The sequence below is a fragment of the Moraxella oculi genome, from assembly GCF_023336735.1.
Taxonomy (GTDB): domain Bacteria; phylum Pseudomonadota; class Gammaproteobacteria; order Pseudomonadales; family Moraxellaceae; genus Moraxella; species Moraxella oculi.
The window spans coordinates 127,666-146,209 of sequence record NZ_JAMBAQ010000001.1; the positions used below are offsets into that span (position 1 = coordinate 127,666).

The following is an 18,544-nucleotide window of genomic DNA, read 5'->3' on the forward strand; positions in this document are numbered from 1 at the left end:
AACCATATTGTGTGAGGAATTTCTATGGATTTTGCATTTTATTGGGGTCATACTGATGCTGTCAGTAAAACCTTATTTTTCATCTTATTTGCCCTATCTATCATTTCATGGGTAGTGGGCATCATTCGTGTGGCACAATCTTGCAAATTGGCTGGTAATATCGGTGATGCACTTAGACAGTCCGTTTCGGGATTGACTGCTGAGATTGGCAACTTGGGATTTGACCAAAAAAAGATGGTGGTTGAACAAAATTTACTCCAAAATATCGCTCGCTACCGTTATGAAATGGAAAAAGGTTTGCCCATCTTAGGTACGACGGCATCAATCGCTCCTTTTATTGGGTTGTTTGGTACGGTGTGGGGCATTTTCCATGCGTTGCATAGCGTGGCTAAAAGTGGTCAAGCTGGTCTTGCCCAAGTCGCAGGCCCTGTTGGTGAAGCACTGATCATGACTGGCTTGGGCTTAGCGGTCGCAATTCCTGCTGTGGTGTTTTATAACATCGCTACTCGAATGAATAAGCGTGCCAACCATGTTGCTAACGATGCAGCACATCAAATTCTCGCAGAAACCGCACGCTAAGGAGCTGACTAATGGCTTTTGAATTGGGCAATAATGACGATAATGGCATGAATGAGATGAATCTCATTCCGCTGATTGATATCATGCTGGTGCTCATGATCATATTCTTGGTAACGGCGACGGTGCTCAATCCGACAGTACCGCTAGATTTGCCAAAAACCACTGCTAGCGTGAATGAGCAGCCGCCAGAAGTTCTCCAAGTCAGTATTGATAGTCAAGGGGATATTTATTGGGACAATGAAAAGATTGGCATTGATGAATTGCAACAACGCTTTGCTAAAGAGGTTGCACAAGGTAAAGATCCACAGGTTCATCTGCGTGCCGACCGTGAAGGCAAATATGATATGGTTGCTCAGGTATTAGCAACAGCCAGTACAGCAGGCCTATCTAAAATTGCTTTTGTGAATGAATGAATATTGACATGATGAAATAAGCCTTGTGAATCACAGGGCTTATTTTATTGATAAATCACATTAAAAATGCCCCAAGTCAGCAAAGTAGAAATAAAGAGGGCATGACTGCTTGGGGTGGTCTTAATGAATCAGCTGGGCTGGAGAATGCAAATCTATTCATCAACAAGCAGCAGCATTGATAAAATCTCGTGAGTAGGCATAAAAAATATAAGAGTAATGATTACTGATGACTTTTAACTCATTTGCCTCCAAAGATTTTGTGAACATGACCCAAGTTGACCCAAATGAGTTGGTTGTGGATTGTTGATCGACTAGTCATTCAGGTTTTGTAATTCAAGAGTCAGTTGTGATAATTTTTTTTGTAGGTTTTCATCGTTGCGTACCGAGAGTTGTTTGGTAATCTTTTTGATTTGAGTGCGAAGCTTGGCAGCGGCAATCGTATTTTTAGCGGCATATTCATCAATGCTGGTGGCGGTCTTGTTGGTGCTGATGACATTTGCCATGGCGGATTCTACGGTACTGACGACAGGTTTGATGCCTTGTTTGATGCCGTTTTCAATCCGATTTAGGTGGTGATGATATCGCTTTTTTAGATGTGTTTGTTCAAACTGGCGCATCTCTTCACTCAGCAGGCGTGGGTGCTCTACCAAATCAATACAATCCACGGGGCAGGGAGCGAGACAAAGTTCACAACCTGTACATAGGTCGGTGATGATGCTGTGCATGTGTTTGGCTGTACCGATGATGGCATCAACAGGGCAGGCAGGAATACATTTGGTGCAACCGATACAATCGCTTTCACGAATGATGGCACGCACTTCGATGGGGCGTGAAGTGTGCTTATCGATACGCCATTTACTTGGTGCGGCAGGTTTTGTGGGAATGTTTAAGATATCAGCGATTTTGTTGGTAACCGCCTGACCCCCAGGAACGCATAAATTTGGAGATTCATCATTGACGATGATGCCATGTGCATAAGGTAGGCAACCATCGTGATGTCCGCACAGACCGCATTGGGTCTGAGGTAAGGTTTGATCAATTTGAGCAATGCGAATACGCATGTCGTCATCTAGCTCGTTTAGCTTTAATGGATCAAATAGCACAGGTAGGTCTTCTAGTCTGTGCGTGATATTTTCAGGGTTTGAGTGTTGGGATTTATTAGTACTCATTGGTTTTTGGTGATCATTATTGTCATGAAATGATTGATGAAAATGGCATCAAGCAAGACCAACGACTTGTTGAATGAGTGCATGGGCGATGGTACCAGCTTTTGGTATGTTTGGTAACGCATCCACATCAAAAAATTTGGCTTCTACCAATTCGCTTTCTTGTACGATGATACTGCCACTGTTATAGTCAGCAATAAAACCAAGCATGAGGTTGGTTGAATATGGCCATGGCTGCGAATTGATGTAATGCAAATTGCTGATTTTTAGATTGACTTCCTCTGCCACTTCACGGTGAACGGCATTTTCCAAGGATTCGCCTGCTTCAACAAACCCTGCGATCAAACCGTACATGCCGCTGTCTTTGTGTCTTTGATGTAAGGCAAGTAGTATTTGGCGTTTTTGACTACTAGGATTGATGCGAGTGATGGCAACAATCACGCAAGGCTGTATTCTTGGATAACTACGATGACCGCAGCTTGTACAAATCATGGCATTTTCATGTTTATGTGGGGTGGTGGATAGGCCACATCGAGAGCAAAATTGATGATCGTCACGCCATAACAGAAGCTGAATGGCACGACTGATGGTGTGTGCAAGACCAATGTCAATCCGATCAATCATTTGACGATATGGCATGAATGACAATGATTTAAATTGCATACTGTCAAATCTGTCGCCATAGGCATTGAGTAATCCTAGTTCAATGGCGTGGGATTTGGTCATGGCAAACCATTGACTTTCAGATTTGGTTGGTGCCTTGTCGTGCATCGCACCAACATTTAGGGGAATTGCATGTTCGTTGCATTCTGCTGCGATGCTAACTGGCATGCCGTTTTCATCGCATAAGACACGGTCCTTATCAAGCACAAAAAGGTACTTACTCATGACAATACCTGCTGACGCCACGCTTGATCTGCATCTAAGTTATTGGCTGAGACTTTTAATAAGTTTGCCAAATCAGTCAAATCGGTAAAACTGTCTGTATTGAAGTTGCTTTGTGCGTCATCATTTGCAGTGTCCATACTCATGGCAATTTGACCGCCTGTCATGGCAAGGTACACTTCTGCTAGGATTTCTGAGTCAAGCAAAGCACCGTGGAAAGTACGGTCTTTTTTGCCGACATTAAGACGACGAACTAGTGCATCTAGTGAGTTTTTTTGTCCAGGATAAAGTTCTTTGGCGATGGTAAGCGAATCGGTAACTTGTACGCGTTCTGCAAAGTCGCCCAAGCCAACCTTACTAAACTCCATGTTCAAAAAACGCATGTCAAACGACGCATTGTGAGCAATGATTTCACTGTCAATCATAAAATCATAGATTGCCTGTGCCACATCAGCAAATTTTGGTTTGTCGGTCAAAAATTCATTGCTGATGCCATGCACTCGAATGACTTCATCATCCATGGTTTTTTCAGGATTGATGTAAACATGCAGCTTGTTACCTGTGAAGCGTCTGCCAATCATCTCCACAATACCCACCTCCACAATGCGATCTCCACCTTGATCGTCAAAGCCTGTGGTTTCTGTATCCATGATGAGTTGGCGGTTTTTAACCCCTCGATTGACGGCTTTTGGTAGTATCGCCCAAAAATCAGGATTGACTCGTCGTGTGTTGCCGTCATAATTCGGATTTTGATTGTCATCATGACTGATGATGAATTGGGGGTTTGTCATGGTTTCATCTTTCTTAATTGGAGGGTGGGCTGAACGATCTTCGTCATCTTGATTGTTCAGACTTTTCAAATCTTGGTGCTGTGTGAGGTACTCTTCACCAGCGTCAATCACGCCTTGGTTGGCAAGCTTATCCGCCATCTCGTTACCTGCATGACCTGCATGACCTTTTATCCATTGCCAATCAATCATGCGCCCTTGTGTCAATGTGTCCAACTCTTGCCAAAGCTCAACATTAAGAACGGGTTTTTTGTCCGCTTTACGCCAGCTGTTTTTTTTCCAACCATGTATCCATTTGGTGATGCCATTTTTTACATAGCCAGAATCTGTCCAAATTTGAATGGGTGTGTCAGCAGGCGTGCGTTTTAGAGCGGTGATGGCACCCATCAGCTCCATGCGATTGTTGGTGGTATCATGTTCGCCGCCCCAGATGTTTAGTATGTTGCCATTTGGGTAAATGATGTGTACACCAAAGCCGCCAGCAGAGGCACCTTGTTTGCCATTACCTTTGCATGCGCCATCGGTATAAGCGATGATAAAATCAGTCATAATAATCAGATGATGATTGAATGATAAAAAATATGAATGGTTGATTCATTATAAATCATCAAATGGTTTTTGTCATTTTTAAACGACAAATGTCGCAAATTTTATCAAAAATTTTGTCAAGTGATCATCATTATTTTGCTATAATAAGCCAATCATTACTGTCATTTACCATTCATCAATTCATAAAGAGCCATCATGACTGACTTGTCTCAACCTTTCACCGATCAGGACTTATCTCATCGTTTTGAACGAACTTTCCGTAGTCAATCGGTTTTCGCCCCCAAAGATGTGCCAGTTGTCAATACAAATCGTCCGTTATTTTTGGAGATTGGGGCTGGCAAGGGTAAGCATGCTGTGCTGTTTGCAAAAGAGCATGCGGATAGGCATTTAATTGCGATTGAGCGCACTAAAGAAAAATTTGAAGCCTTTGACCGACTTTTAAAAAATGAACAGTTGGATAATTTAACCGCCATACATGCTGATGCCATCGCTTATACGACGCATCACATCGCTCCAAATTCACTAGATGGGGTGTTCATTCTTTATCCAAATCCAGAGCCTGCCAATAAAAACCAACGCTGGCTTAACATGCCGTTTTTTGAATTTTTAATTTCTCGCATGAAGGCAGGGGCAACCATGACGATTGCTACGAATGTTGCGGAATATATTGACGAAGCCCAAAAACAACTGGATGAGGTTTGGTTACTGCCTTATGAAAGGCTACAAATCAATGACGATTCGGCACGCACACACTTTGAGATCAAATATTTGGCTCGTGGTGAAATCTGCCAAGAATTGGTGATTTTAAAGCCGAATTACTACCAGACTCGTTTCGATACGCATGACTGATCAAAGTCAATCCATTGCTATTATTGGTGCTGGTGCGGCAGGATTGATGGCTGCGGAGGTTTTATCTGATCGTGGTCTGCGTGTCCATGTCTATGAGCAGATGCCGACTGCTGGACGCAAGATATTGATGGCTGGCAAGACGGGGTTGAACATTTCACATGATGAACCATTGCCGACTTTCATGTCTCGCTACATGCCTAAAAAGAGGTTGGCGTATTGTGTTGAGCAATTTTCTGCCAATGACATTCGTGAATGGATGCAAGGACTGGGCATTGATAGCTATGTCGGATCATCTGGGCGGATTTTTCCTGTGCAGATGAAAGCTTCTGGTCTATTGCGGGCGTGGTTGGAGCGTCTACAAAAACAAGGTGTGTCATTTCATTATCGTCATCGCTGTATGAATGTGGTGGGTAATGAAATAGAACTGGTTGAGCTGGATAAGCAGGGTAACTGCATTCGGCGGTTTTTTTGCAAATTCGATGCCATCATTTTGGCGTGTGGTGGCGGTTCTTATGCCCGGCTGGGATCTGATGGAGCTTGGCAAAACTGGTTTGATGACGATGAGTTGGCACCATTGTATGCCAGTAATGTGGGCATCGTGCGTAGTTGGTCTCCATTCATGCAGGGTGTGCTGGGTCAGCCATTAAAGCGTGTTACGGCAAAAGTTGGTGATGTGCATGCACATGGCGACATCATCATCAGTCATTATGGCATGGAGAGCGGATTGATTTACAAACTCAACCATGTCATGCGAAAGCAAATAATACACCGTGGTAAAGCATGTCTTTGGCTGGATTTGCTGCCCGCCAAATCACTTGATGAATTGACCAAAAGCATTCGCCATGCTAAGAAATCATCGTTAAATAACGCACTTAGAAAAATCGGATTGGACGCAGTGAAAATCGCTCTGTTGAGAGAGTGTACAGATAAAACCGACTGGTCGGATTTTCATAAGATGGCAAGTTTTGTCAAAAATCTTCCAGTTGCTTTTGATGGTTTTCGGCCAATTGATGAGGCAATCAGCACAGGTGGTGGTGTTAAGTTTTCAGCGGTCAGTCAACAGCTACAATCTAAAAGCAACCAGCATGTATTCATTGCAGGTGAGATGCTAGATTGGGATGCTCCGACGGGTGGTTATCTATTGACGGCATGCTTGGCGATGGGGCGAGTGGTTGCTGATGGCGTGCTGACTTTTTTGGATCAATAGCGTTGCTGGGTACTTTTATCATCATTCATCACATCAACATCCATGCTGGTTGCTGATAAAGAGCATTGATTTACTCTCATGATTAAGTTAAGGGGAATTGAATATGAATCGTCTTGCTAATTTTTGTGCAGGTCCTGCTTCCATGCCGACTGCTGTCTTGGAAAAAGCTCAAAATGAGCTACTAGATTGGCGTGGCAAGGGTGTGTCCATCATGGAAATCAGTCATCGAAGTGCTGATTATGTTGAGATTGCCAGTAAAGCTGAACATGATTTGCGTCAATTGATGAACATCAGTGATGACCATGCGGTGCTGTTTTTGCAAGGTGGGGCAACTTTGCAGTTTTCTGCCGTGGTGCTGAATTTGCTAAATGGTGGGGTGGCGGATTATTTGCTCACAGGAGCATGGTCGAAAAAAGCGTATCAAGAAGCAAAACGCTATGAAACATTGGGGCTAGGCAGGGTGAATTTGGTGGCATCTGGCGATGGTGCTGATGTGCCTGACATGAGCGACTGGCAATTAACCAAAAACGCAAGCTACTTTCATTATTGTCCAAATGAGACCATTCATGGCGTACAGATTTTTGAGACGCCCAAGGTGTCCGTGCCGATTGTGGCGGATTTTTCTTCTTGCATTTTATCTGAACCAATCAATGTGAATGATTTTGGGGTGATTTATGCAGGTGCTCAAAAAAACATCGGTCCAGCAGGTCTGACTTTGGTCATCATTCGCAAGGATTTATTGGAGCAGGCATGTGCATGGTGCCCAAGTATCATCAACTATAAAAATCAATACGATCATGACAGCATGCTCAATACACCTTCAACTTATGCTTGGTATTTGTCAGGCTTGGTGTTTGAATGGCTATTGGATAACGGCGGTGTGGAGTCAATTGCTAAGACAAACCGTGCGAAAGCAGAAGCTTTGTATCGTGCGATTGATGAAAGTGATTTTTATGATAATAAGGTCAATCCAAAACATCGTTCCATCATGAATGTTCCGTTTTATTTGGCAGATGCCAATTTGGAGGCAACTTTTTTGATGGAAAGTCAAAAAGCAGGATTACTTAATCTCAAAGGTCATCGCATGGTTGGTGGCATGCGTGCCAGCATCTATAATGCCATCACACCAAAGCAGGTGCAAGAATTGATTGAGTTTATGCAGTTTTTTGAAAAAAAATACGGATGACTTTGAGATCATTTTATGACTAAAATTTTGTGAGAATGCCATGCCAACCATTCATGCGGTCAAAGCTTTTAACGATAATTATATTTGGTTGATTTGCCAAGATCAGCAAGCAATCATCATTGATGCAGGTGATGATAAGCCTGTGCTTGATTATTTGGCAATCCATCAGCTTATCCCCATTGCCATGCTCATTACCCATCATCATGATGATCATACTGGTGGTGTGGGAGGTATCAAATCGGTCTATCCAGACATGCAAGTCATCGCTCATCAACATCATGGCGTGCAAGCAGATGCTTATGTTGATGAGGGTGGAGAATTCAAACTAATGGGTCTTGATTTTAAAGTATGGCGGACGGCTGGGCATACGGATACGCATCTGTCTTTTTTGTGTCAAATTGATGAGTGCGTGCGTGTCTTTTGTGGTGATACGCTATTTAGTGGTGGCTGTGGGCGTGTGTTTACTGGAACGATTGAAGAGCTTTTCGCCAGTATGATGAGATTTAATCAACTTTCAGATGAGACATTGTTTTATCCTGCTCATGAATACACACTGAACAATCTGAAATTTGGACTGTCGATTTGTGCTGATGAAGTGAAAAATGACATACAAAATGCCATCACAGAGGTGCAAACTAAGCTTAGTTCTGGGCAGGCATCATTACCAACCACGCTTGCCCATGAGCGTAAAATCAATGTATTTTTGCAGGATCATCAGCAGATGATTGAGCATATTAAACAACAATACCCCTTAACAAATACCTCTGGCATCGCAATCTTTACTGCATTAAGGATTCTTAAAGACAACTTTTAACAACTTTAAAATCTTCGGTGTGATGACATCAGACACCCATCCTAGTTATTAATCGCCTGATGTCTCTGCGTCATCAAAAACCTGTGTCAATGCCTGCTCTACTGCCACAATGCGTTCTTGGCAGACTTTATAGGCGGCGATGGATTCTTCAATGGTTTTGACCAAATTGTCAATATCCAATTCGGCAGCTTGTTCAAGTTGCTCGGCATTGGATTTAAGAATCTGGTAGGCATCTTTAAAAGTGGTAGGCTGTGCGTGCATGATGGGTTACCTTTGTGGTTGAAAAATGACAGGGTATTGTAATGCATCATGATGATTTTGTTAAGTGGTTCGTTCAGTCTGTAATATCAAGACACCAGTATTTTGTTACCACATATTCTTCTATGCCATATTTTGAGCCTTCACGACCAAATCCAGATTCTTTAATGCCGCCAAAAGGTGCCACCTCGGTAGAAAGCATGCCAGTATTTTGAGCAACCATGCCATATTCAAGTTGCTCAGTTACACGCCAAGCTCGTGCGTGATTATTCGTATAAAAATACGCCGCCAAACCGTACGGCGTATCATTAGCCCATCTGATGACTTCGTCTTCATCATCAAAAGGATAAATGGCGGCAATCGGTGCAAAAATTTCTTCATGAGCGATTCGCATTTGCTTTGTGATGTCTGTGATGATGGTTGGTAAAAAGCAGTTGTTGTGATGATGGTGAGGCGTGCCACCTGTGATGAGTGTTGCTCCTTGATTGAGTGCGTCTTGTAGCAGTTCTTGTGTTTTTTGCATTGCTTGATGATTGATGAGGCAACCAATGTCTGGATTGTCCAGTCCATTACCCACAGACATTAGGTTGACTTTTTGTTTTAGTTTCTCCATAAACTCATGATAAATGCCTTTTTGAACATAGATGCGATTCGCACAGACGCAGGTTTGTCCTGCGTTGCGATATTTTGAAGCAAGCACGCCTTCAATCGCTTTATCAATATTGGCATCTTCAAAAATGATAAAAGGTGCGTTACCACCAAGTTCAAGAGATAATTTTTTTAGGCTGCTGGCGGACTGTTCCATGAGTAATTTACCGACTTTGGTTGAGCCTGTAAAAGACAGTTTTTTAATGCATGTATTCTTAGTGAATACGCTGCCGATGGTTTTGGCATCTCCTGTAACGATTTGCAGTACGGCTGGAGGCATGCCTGCCTGTAAGGCAAGTTCGCCCAAAGCTAATGCACAAAAGGGTGTCTGGCTGTCTGGGCGGACAATCATGGTGCAGCCTGCTGCTAACGCTGGTGCGACTTTACGAGTCATCATTGCAGCGGGAAAATTCCAAGGGGTGATGGCGGCACACACGCCAATCGGCTGTTTTAACACGATGTGTCTTAATTGGTTGTTTTTGGCACCAATGGTATCGCCATAGATGCGTTTGCCTTCCTCAGCAAACCAACGAATAAAACTGTTGGCGTAGTCAATCTCGCTCTTAGACTCTCGAATGGGCTTGCCTTGTTCGCAGGTCATGATATGAGCCAAATCGTCAATGTGCGCATCAATCAAATCTGCCCACTGATGTAAAATTTTAGCACGCTCAAAGCTGGTCATCGCAGCCCATGTTTTTTGTGCAGTTTTGGCAAATTCTACCGCTTGCTTGACCTCATTGGCAGATAGGCTGGGTATGTTGCCAATTTTGTCGCCACTAAATGGATTGGTTACGCTGATGTCGCCCAGACTACCACTTTTCCATTCATTATTGATGAGAGCGTGCTGACGAAATAGAGTGGGGTTTTGTAATTGCATAAGAAATTCCAATCGTATATATAAAGTATGAAGCCGTTCTTGGTCGCTGTTGCAGTCAATACTGACTTATAATTATCACAGCAACAATAAATTATTTTGTGTTATGTATTCTTTATGTTATCATAATGTAAATAATATTTGCTCACATGTCGTCATGGTTGCTGATTTGGCGAATGTGTGAATGTGAAATTGTTATCTTTAAGCATGTTAATGGGGGACTTTCATATGGTTCGGTCAACACAGCAAACAAATTTTTCGTTAGAGACAGACTATCAACACAATGATGATCAGACACCCCCATCAGGAAAGGTGCGGGATGATGTGGTCAAAGGTATCGTTATTACGATGATTACCGCCATCATGTCATATTTTATGGCGACCAGCCTATTGCCATTTGATCCTTTGGTTAATAAAGGTTTGTCGTTGGCAACATTCATTGGTATTTTATGGCTGACTGAAGCGATTCACATCACAGCTACAGCCATCTTGGTGCCGATACTGGCGGTTTTTATTGGCATTCCAGACTTTGATACCAAAAAGGCACTGACCAGCTTTGCCAATCCCATCATATTCATATTTTTTGGCGGATTTGTGTTAGCGGCTGCGTTGCACATACAAAAATTGGATCGTAAGATTGCCTTTGGCATCATCAGTATGGCAGGCGGGCATTTGGGTAGGGCGGTTGTGCTGATATTTGGTGCGACGGCCTTTTTGTCAATGTGGATCAGCAATACTGCCACGGCGGCAATGATGCTTCCTTTGGCAATCGGTCTGTTAGGTCATGCCAATCATGAGCAAGATCGTAGTACTTTTGTTTATGTTCTTTTAGGCATTGCTTATTCTGCATCCATCGGTGGTATTGGTGCGTTGGTTGGTTCGCCACCAAATGGCATCGTTGTCAGAGAGCTTGGGCTTGATTCGTTGGGTTGGATGAAATTTGGTCTGCCTGTGATGTGCGTGATGCTACCCACACTTTTGATTGGCATGTACTTCATCTTACGCCCAAATCTCAATCAAAAAATCAGCCCAACTCATGAAAGTATCCCTTGGACATTGCCACGAATTTTAACCATTTTGGTGTTTGGGGCGACGGTACTAAGCTGGATATTTAGCAAAAAATTAGGTAATACCTTTGGTTTTAGTTCGCCAGATACAGTGATTGCGTTATCTGCGACAGTGGCGGTACTGCTATTAGGGCTGGTGAGTTGGAAGCAGGTCTCTGATCATACCGACTGGGGCGTGTTGATGCTTTTTGGCGGTGGCATTGCCCTGTCTGACATCATGAGAATGACGGGTGCTTCTGCCGTACTGGCTGAGCAAATTTCTGGCAGCCTGGCAGGTGCGTCAGCACTCATGGTGATTCTTGTGGTGGCTACTTTCATTATATTTTTAACTGAATTTACCAGCAACACCGCATCGGCTGCATTGCTTGTGCCTTTATTTGCTCCGATTGGTGTGGCACTTGGATTGCCAGAACAGGTGTTGGTCATGGTTATTGGCATTGGTGCTTCATGTGCCTTTATGATGCCAGTGGCAACACCGCCAAATGCCATCGTCATGGGTACGGGGTATGTCAGACAGGCGGATATGATGAAAGTTGGATTTGTGTTGAACTTGATTGCTGTTGTGATTCTTACGACAATGGCATATTTGATTTGGATGTGAGTTTTTAAGACTAAGAAAAGTAAAAATATACAAACCCCAATGTCATGTTGGGGTTTTTTATTAAAATTTATCTTATTGTAACTTAATGTAATTTATTAGTGTTAATATGTGATAATAAAACAAAAACATTGTCAAAGATGATATGGTATTGAGGATTTTTTTGGATTTTGATCTTATTTAGCGAGTTTCACAATGCTATTAAGGATGCTATTAAAGTTGGTTGTACCAGTTGTTCTGCTGGCATTACCAATACTGCCTGCGATGGCAAAAAGCGAACCTTTGCTCATTCATACCGTTGATGCTGATGATGGCACGGCTTTTGATGAGGGGTTCATCAAAAATCGTGCTAATGCCATTCGCAAGCTTCAAGAGCAAGGTTATCAAGTGCGAAGCATTGAGCTAAAATCCCATCAAAATATGCCCACTTTCATTATTCATGCCACAAAAAATGGCATGCAATATGTCGTGAAACTCACCTATGACGACTTAAAAATCATTCAAGAGATGCGTATGGGTATCGCCTGATCTCATATATTGACCGTCTAAATACTCATTTGGCATCTCGATACTTCTTAGATTAAAAAGAAAATTATCAAAACCCTTCAAAGTGTGATAAAATCATCAAAATTTATCTGTGAGTTTTGGACAGGTTTGTTCAATTCATTCAAGTGGGGTAGCTATGTCTGATAAAAATCCAAAATTTTCGCGTATTTTATTGAAGCTTTCTGGTGAAGCACTGGCAGGTGGTCGTGATATGGGCATTGATGCGTCCATTTTGGACCAAATGAGTTTGTCAATCGCTCATTTGCGTGGTTTGGGTGTGCAGGTGGGCATTGTTGTTGGTGGTGGCAATCTATACCGTGGCTCAACACTGCAAAAAGAAGGTTTGGTTGGTCGTGTGACGGGTGATCAAATGGGCATGCTTGCCACGGTGATGAACGGTCTTGCCATGCGTGATGCCCTGGTGCGTCGCAACATTACCACGCGTCTGATGTCAGCGATCGCCATCTCAACGATTGGTGAACCGTATTCTAGCCGTGATGCCATTCGTCATCTTAATAATGGTGAGGTATGTATTTTCGTGGCAGGTACGGGCAATCCTTTTTTTACCACCGATACGGCAGCTTGCTTGCGTGGCATTGAGATTGAGGCTGGTTTGATTTTAAAAGCCACCAAGGTTGATGGTGTGTACGATAAAGATCCAAGCATTCATGAGGATGCGGTAAAATATGACAGCTTGTCTTTTGATGAAGTGCTTGAGAAGAAATTGGGTGTGATGGATTTGACCGCCATTGCACTTTGTCGTGAGCACAATGTGCCATTGCAGGTATTTGATATGAATAAGCCTAATGCTTTATTGAATGTTGTGATGGGCGAGGCAGAAGGCACTCGAGTGTATCACTAGGCAAGTGTGATGTCTTTGTATGATGGTGTCATACATGGCTAAAAATATTGATGTTGATTTAAATCAAGCTGCCAGTCATTTACAGTTAATACTTATTTAAAATGGAAGGAGTGATTCATGATTCACGATATTAAAAAAGACGGCGAAAGTCGCATGCAAAAATCACTAGATGCCTTGGAAGCTGCTTTTAGTAAGCTGCGAACAGGGCGTGCACATCCAGGCATTTTGTCTGGTGTGATGGTGAGTTATTATGGCTCTGATATGCCACTTAATCAAGTTGCCAGTGTCAATGTTGAGGACAATCGTACGCTATTGGTGCAGCCGTTTGATCGTTCTATGGTGCAGGCGGTGGATAAGGCAATCCGTGAAGCTGATTTGGGGTTGAATCCAATGACTGCCGATGTGATTCGTGTGCCAATGCCAGCTTTGACAGAGGAGACTCGTCGCGACATGCAAAAACTGGCTCGTTCAGATGCAGAGTCGGCACGCGTGTCTGTGCGTAACATTCGCCGTGATATGCTAGGAGACATCAAAAAACTGGTTAAGGACAAGGAAGTGAGTGAAGATGATGAGCGTCGTGCCGAAACCGACATTCAAAAGTTGACAGATGATTTCATCAAAACCATCGATGCACGCCTTGCCAAAAAAGAAAGTGAGCTGATGGAAGTGTGATTCATGCTGACATCAATCATGAGTCATATGATAAGATGATGCACACACAAAAGACTTACGCAGGTTTCAAAATTAATGTTAGTTTTGAACAGGTTTGGCGTAGGTCTTTACTTTTTTTATTAACAATCTGATGATTCACCCTGTGTTATAAAACTTATGTCAACGATCACCATGCCTTCATCTACTAATATGCCTAAGCATATTGCCATCATCATGGATGGAAATAATCGCTATGGCAGATCCCAAAATCTTGCCACAGGGCAGGGGCACATCAAGGGTAAAGATGCCCTTAATCCTATTGTTGAACGGTGTTTGGCATATGGCGTACAAGTACTGACGGTGTTTGCTTTTTCCTCAGAAAACTGGGCAAGACCCAAATCAGAGGTTGAGCTACTCATGCGACTGCTGTCTCAAACCATTTATGAACAAATGCCGCGCATGAATCGCTATCGCATTCGCCTTCGGTTCATTGGTGATAGAAGTGGGTTGTCATCTGATTTGGTAAAACTCATGGAAGACGCTGAAAGGCAGACTGCTCATTTTGAGGCGATGACACTGGTCATCGCCATCAGTTATGGTGGAAAATGGGACATTGCTACGGCTACCAAAACACTTGCTCAAAAGGTGAGTGCAGGGCAAATCAATGCTGATGAGATTGACGAGTACATGCTGGCCAATCATGTTCAACTCTCAGATTGTCCACCTGTTGATATGTTAATACGCACAGGCGGCGACTACCGCATTTCTAATTTTTTGCTATGGCAAGCCGCTTATGCAGAGCTATTTTTTACATCGACGCTGTGGCCAGAGTTTGATGTCAGTGAGCTTGATGCAATGGTGCAAGAATTTGTCAATCGTGAACGCCGTTTTGGTAGAACAAGCGAGCAGATTGCTGGTGATAATTTAAAGGGTGTTGAGTCATGTGGCAACGAATAAAAACAGCGATTGTCCTAGTGTTGATAGTTGGTTTTGCATTATTTGCCAGTCAGACACCAATTTTTGTGATTCCATTATTGTCAGCAGGCGTACTGATTGCCGCTCATGAATGGACTAAACTCATGCCAAAGTGGGGCAGTCCAATCACTTTTATGACCATTACCTTCATACTAACCATGATGTCGGTATTTTTACCGCAGACTTGGGTGTTTTGGTGGGGGTTGTCAATGATCATCTGGGGCATGGCGACGATGTGGGTTAAGCAATATCCGAAAAAAGAAAGCTGGTACGGTCGTCGCTTGGCATATATGGGCGGTGTGATTTTGACTGCTGCCATCACGGCAATGTATGGGCTTTGGCAAATGTCGCCTTGGTGGCTGATGTATGTATTTCTATTGGTGTGGTGTGCTGACAGTGGTGCGTATTTTGTTGGTCGTAAATTTGGTCGGCGAAAGATGGCTCCAAATGTCTCGCCAAATAAATCATTTGAGGGGTTGTTTGGCGGACTGTTGACGGCAGGTATGGTGGCAACCATTGTGGGGGTGTATTTACAGCTGTCTGGCATGGCGCTATTTTGGTTTTTGGTTTTATCGGCGTTGACGGTGGGTGTGAGCGTGCTTGGTGATTTGTTTGAATCTATGTTAAAACGCCGTGCGAACATTAAGGATTCTGGCAACATACTACCAGGTCATGGTGGGGTACTTGATCGTATTGACAGCTTATTATCTGCCACGCCAGTGTTTGCATTGGGCTTTTGGATATTGCTTGAATTGGGTGTATTTGGCGAAGTATGGATGACGACATATATGGCAACTTTGGCTGATATGTTGTGAGTTGAAGAGTGAATGATGATTTAAATGATGATGGCGATGACTGATGATTTGGGCGTTGATGGTGCTTTGATGTCTGAGTGGCAATATGAGCGACCACAAAGATTGGCTGTGCTTGGGGCGACAGGCTCTATTGGCGATAGTACTCTTGAAATATTGCGATTGTATCCAGATCGATATCGGTTAGTGGCGTTATCTGGGCATTCTCGTATTGATAAGCTGTTGCTATTATGCCAAGAGTTTCGCCCAGAGTTTGTCTGTGTTTCAAAAGACAAATTGGCGGAGTTTCGCCAACGATTAAAAGAGCTTGGCTTATCGCCAACTGTGCTTTCAGGAGATGATGGATTGGACGCCATCGCAAGCTTGCCTCAGGTAGATACTGTTGTGGCTGCAATTGTTGGGGCGGCAGGTCTGTCATCTACTTTGACAGCAGCTCGCTTGGGTAAAAGAATCTTGCTTGCCAATAAAGAATCGCTTGTCATGGCAGGTCATTTGGTCATGGCGGCAGCTCGCAGATCAGGCTCGGTGATTTTGCCAATTGACAGTGAGCATAATGCGATTTTTCAATGTTTGCCAAAATCGGTGCAAATGGATAATCGCTGCATTCATGATGAGTGCCATGGCATTCAAACGCTTTGGCTTACAGCATCTGGCGGTGGTTTTTTGCACAAAAGCATTGATGAGATGAAAAAAGCAAGTATTGCGGATGCGATCAGACACCCTAATTGGTCCATGGGTCAAAAAATCTCCATTGATAGTGCAACCATGATGAATAAAGGTCTTGAATTGATTGAGGCTTGTCATTTGTTTAACTTGCCAGAAGACCGTATCCAGATCGTCATTCACCCCAATAGTGTGGTGCATTCTTTGGTGCAGTATGTTGATGGTTCGTTTTTAGCACAGCTTGGTAGTCCTGACATGAGAACGCCGATTGCACATGCACTGGCTTACCCAAACCGCATTGACACAGGTGTGCAACCGCTTGATCTGTATGCTTTGTCTCATCTGAATTTTATTAAACCTGATTTGGAAAAATTTGTGGCATTGAAATTGGCACGCTTTGCAGCTAGGCGTGGTACAGGTGCGTGCATTACGCTAAATGCTGCCAATGAGGTGGCGGTGGCGGCTTTTTTAGATGAGCGTATTTGCCTAACGGACATTGCGACCATTGTAAAAATGTGCCTAGATGATGACGCATTGGCGATGTATTATGATGATGACTTTACAACTTTAGAAGAGATCATATCGATGGATAAGAGAGTGCGTCAAAGGGCTTGCTCGATCATTGATCGTGTGAGCATGAATGATGAGGATATTCAATGACAGCGATATGGATGTTTTTGGCGGCCGTCTGTGTGCTAGGACCACTCGTCGCCCTACATGAATGGGGTCATTATATCGTCGCAAGACTGTGTGGCGTTAAGGTGTTGACTTATTCAATCGGCTTTGGGCCAAAATTGATTGGTTGGAAAAGCAAAAAATCTGGTATTGATTATCGCATTTCTGCCATTCCCTTGGGTGGCTATGTGAAGATGCTTAATGAAGCAGAAGGTCAAGTTAAAGACAATGAGCGTCATTTGGCCTTTAACAATCAGCATCCGCTAAAAAAGATGGCGATTGTCATTGCAGGCCCTTTGATGAATTTCATCATTACCATTGCACTGTTTTTTGTGTTATTTTTACAGCCATCTGAGCAGTTGAACACACGAATTGGTAAGATCGTTGCTAACACGCCTGCTGCACAGGTTTTACTGGCAGGCGAGAAAATCACTGCGGTTGATCGTCAGTCAGTTGCTACTTGGGAAGACATCAATTATGCCTTAGCAAGTCGTATGGGGGAGACGGGTGTCATTGACATCACCATCCAAAAAGATGGTCAATCCACTCAAAAGTCTGTGTCAATTAAGAAGTTCATGCAAGGCAAGCAGACGAATCAAGACGCCATCACAAGCTTTGGAGCCTTGCCTTATCAGCCTGTGATTGAACCTGTGTTGTCAGAAATCGTGCCAGATGGTGCTGCGGCTTTAATGGGTTTGAAGGTTGGTGATCGGATACTAAGCATTGATGGCGTTAAGATTGATAACTGGATTGATGCCACATCAATCATCCGTAATAGCCCTGAAAAAATGCTGTATTTTGAAGTTTTGCGTGATGCAAAGACAATGACCATCAAGGTGATGCCTAAAAGGGTGTCGGTGCATGGACAAAAAGTGGGGCAAATCGGTGTGAAAGTGGCGTATGATGCAAAACGCACCATACCTGCCGATTATGTCATGACAGTCGATTTGACTCCCATGCAGGCACTGACTAAATCATTTGTTAAGACTTATGATTTGGCAAAAATGACGATTGACAGCATTAAAAAAATGATCTTGGGAATGATTGGCATTGAACACATTTCAGGTCCCATCACCATTGCTGAAATTTCTAAAACAAGCTTTGAGATTGGCTGGCAACAAGTGTTATCAACAGCAGCAATCATCAGCCTTAGTTTGGCAGTGATGAATCTGTTGCCCATTCCAGTTCTTGATGGCGGTCATTTGTTGTATTATACTTATGAATTGATTTTTGGCAAACCAATGAGCGAAAAAGCACAACTGCTTGGACTTCGCTTGGGTTTTACCTTGCTTTTATGTTTCATGGCACTTGCGATTGGTAACGATATCGTACGCTTGTTTGGCTAAGTGAGTGTGATTTTGCAAATTTGTCTGAAAATATCAAAAAATTGCAAATAACTCTCTTTTGGGGGTTGCTAAAATTGTGTTTTTCGCTTAATTTAGCACAACCATGAACACTGCACAGTCGCTTCGTTCATCA

19 protein-coding genes are annotated in these 18,544 nt (G+C 43.2%); 14 read left to right on the plus strand and 5 right to left on the minus strand.

What is annotated here, in order from left to right:
• The first annotated feature begins 24 nt into the window (after positions 1-24).
• Together M2R47_RS00605 and M2R47_RS00610 are read left to right on the plus strand one after the other, a co-directional pair.
• Positions 25-579, plus strand: a complete 555-nt coding sequence (locus M2R47_RS00605) for a MotA/TolQ/ExbB proton channel family protein (protein ID WP_249097516.1) — start codon at positions 25-27, stop codon at positions 577-579.
• 11 nt (positions 580-590) lie between these two features.
• On the plus strand, positions 591-992 hold the full coding sequence (locus M2R47_RS00610) for an ExbD/TolR family protein (RefSeq protein WP_249097519.1): 402 nt from the start codon (positions 591-593) through the stop codon (positions 990-992).
• 311 nt (positions 993-1,303) lie between these two features.
• Here the strand turns inward: M2R47_RS00610 and M2R47_RS00615 are convergent, their stop codons facing one another.
• Genes M2R47_RS00615 through dnaQ form a run of 3 tightly spaced genes read right to left on the minus strand, consistent with a single transcriptional unit; the run spans position 1,304 to position 4,380 of the window.
• Entirely contained in the window at positions 1,304-2,161 is an 858-nt protein-coding gene (locus M2R47_RS00615) for an RnfABCDGE type electron transport complex subunit B (RefSeq protein WP_249097521.1), read from the minus strand.
• 48 nt (positions 2,162-2,209) lie between these two features.
• Positions 2,210-3,046: an NAD(+) diphosphatase gene (gene nudC, locus M2R47_RS00620; RefSeq protein WP_249097523.1), complete on the minus strand. Its 837-nt coding sequence runs from the start codon at positions 3,044-3,046 to the stop codon at positions 2,210-2,212.
• Positions 3,043-4,380 (minus strand): DNA polymerase III subunit epsilon, encoded by a 1,338-nt coding sequence (gene dnaQ, locus M2R47_RS00625; RefSeq protein ID WP_249097525.1) that lies wholly within the window; start codon positions 4,378-4,380, stop codon positions 3,043-3,045. Before dnaQ ends, nudC begins: the two co-directional genes overlap by 4 nt.
• Before the next feature lie 195 nt (positions 4,381-4,575).
• Here dnaQ and M2R47_RS00630 point away from each other — a divergent pair, with 195 nt between their 5' ends.
• From M2R47_RS00630 to gloB, 4 genes are all read left to right on the plus strand, one after another.
• Positions 4,576-5,229: a class I SAM-dependent methyltransferase gene (locus tag M2R47_RS00630; protein ID WP_249097526.1), complete on the plus strand. Its 654-nt coding sequence runs from the start codon at positions 4,576-4,578 to the stop codon at positions 5,227-5,229.
• Entirely contained in the window at positions 5,222-6,436 is a 1,215-nt protein-coding gene (locus M2R47_RS00635; RefSeq protein ID WP_249097527.1) for a TIGR03862 family flavoprotein, read from the plus strand. Before M2R47_RS00630 ends, M2R47_RS00635 begins: the two co-directional genes overlap by 8 nt.
• Before the next feature lie 103 nt (positions 6,437-6,539).
• Positions 6,540-7,622: a 3-phosphoserine/phosphohydroxythreonine transaminase gene (serC, locus tag M2R47_RS00640; protein WP_249097528.1), complete on the plus strand. Its 1,083-nt coding sequence runs from the start codon at positions 6,540-6,542 to the stop codon at positions 7,620-7,622.
• Between the two features lie 40 nt (positions 7,623-7,662).
• On the plus strand, positions 7,663-8,436 hold the full coding sequence (gene gloB, locus M2R47_RS00645) for a hydroxyacylglutathione hydrolase (RefSeq protein ID WP_249097529.1): 774 nt from the start codon (positions 7,663-7,665) through the stop codon (positions 8,434-8,436).
• Between the two features lie 48 nt (positions 8,437-8,484).
• Here the strand turns inward: gloB and xseB are convergent, their stop codons facing one another.
• Positions 8,485-8,697 (minus strand): exodeoxyribonuclease VII small subunit, encoded by a 213-nt coding sequence (gene xseB / locus M2R47_RS00650; RefSeq protein WP_249097531.1) that lies wholly within the window; start codon positions 8,695-8,697, stop codon positions 8,485-8,487.
• Positions 8,698-8,770: 73 nt separating this feature from the next.
• Positions 8,771-10,219, minus strand: a complete 1,449-nt coding sequence (locus tag M2R47_RS00655) for an NAD-dependent succinate-semialdehyde dehydrogenase (protein WP_249097534.1) — start codon at positions 10,217-10,219, stop codon at positions 8,771-8,773.
• 210 nt (positions 10,220-10,429) lie between these two features.
• On the opposite strand from M2R47_RS00655, the gene M2R47_RS00660 reads away from it, so the two are divergent.
• The 8 genes from M2R47_RS00660 to rseP all read left to right on the plus strand — a co-directional run bounded on the left by M2R47_RS00660 (position 10,430) and on the right by rseP (position 18,411).
• Complete coding sequence (locus M2R47_RS00660) at positions 10,430-11,884, plus strand: SLC13 family permease (RefSeq protein ID WP_418001164.1); 1,455 nt, start codon at positions 10,430-10,432, stop codon at positions 11,882-11,884.
• 192 nt (positions 11,885-12,076) lie between these two features.
• Positions 12,077-12,409: a PepSY domain-containing protein gene (locus M2R47_RS00665; RefSeq protein ID WP_249097536.1), complete on the plus strand. Its 333-nt coding sequence runs from the start codon at positions 12,077-12,079 to the stop codon at positions 12,407-12,409.
• 154 nt (positions 12,410-12,563) lie between these two features.
• Entirely contained in the window at positions 12,564-13,289 is a 726-nt protein-coding gene (pyrH, locus tag M2R47_RS00670) for a UMP kinase (RefSeq protein WP_249097537.1), read from the plus strand.
• Positions 13,290-13,406: 117 nt separating this feature from the next.
• Positions 13,407-13,961, plus strand: coding sequence for a ribosome recycling factor (gene frr, locus M2R47_RS00675; RefSeq protein WP_249097540.1), 555 nt, complete (start codon positions 13,407-13,409; stop codon positions 13,959-13,961).
• 165 nt (positions 13,962-14,126) lie between these two features.
• Positions 14,127-14,897, plus strand: a complete 771-nt coding sequence (gene uppS / locus M2R47_RS00680; RefSeq protein ID WP_418001168.1) for a polyprenyl diphosphate synthase — start codon at positions 14,127-14,129, stop codon at positions 14,895-14,897.
• Positions 14,882-15,730: a phosphatidate cytidylyltransferase gene (locus M2R47_RS00685; RefSeq protein WP_249097544.1), complete on the plus strand. Its 849-nt coding sequence runs from the start codon at positions 14,882-14,884 to the stop codon at positions 15,728-15,730. The genes uppS and M2R47_RS00685 overlap by 16 nt, the downstream gene beginning before the upstream one ends.
• Before the next feature lie 69 nt (positions 15,731-15,799).
• Positions 15,800-17,050, plus strand: coding sequence for a 1-deoxy-D-xylulose-5-phosphate reductoisomerase (gene dxr / locus M2R47_RS00690; RefSeq protein WP_249097774.1), 1,251 nt, complete (start codon positions 15,800-15,802; stop codon positions 17,048-17,050).
• Positions 17,047-18,411, plus strand: coding sequence for an RIP metalloprotease RseP (rseP, locus tag M2R47_RS00695; RefSeq protein ID WP_249097547.1), 1,365 nt, complete (start codon positions 17,047-17,049; stop codon positions 18,409-18,411). The genes dxr and rseP overlap by 4 nt, the downstream gene beginning before the upstream one ends.
• The last annotated feature ends 133 nt before the right edge of the window (positions 18,412-18,544 follow it).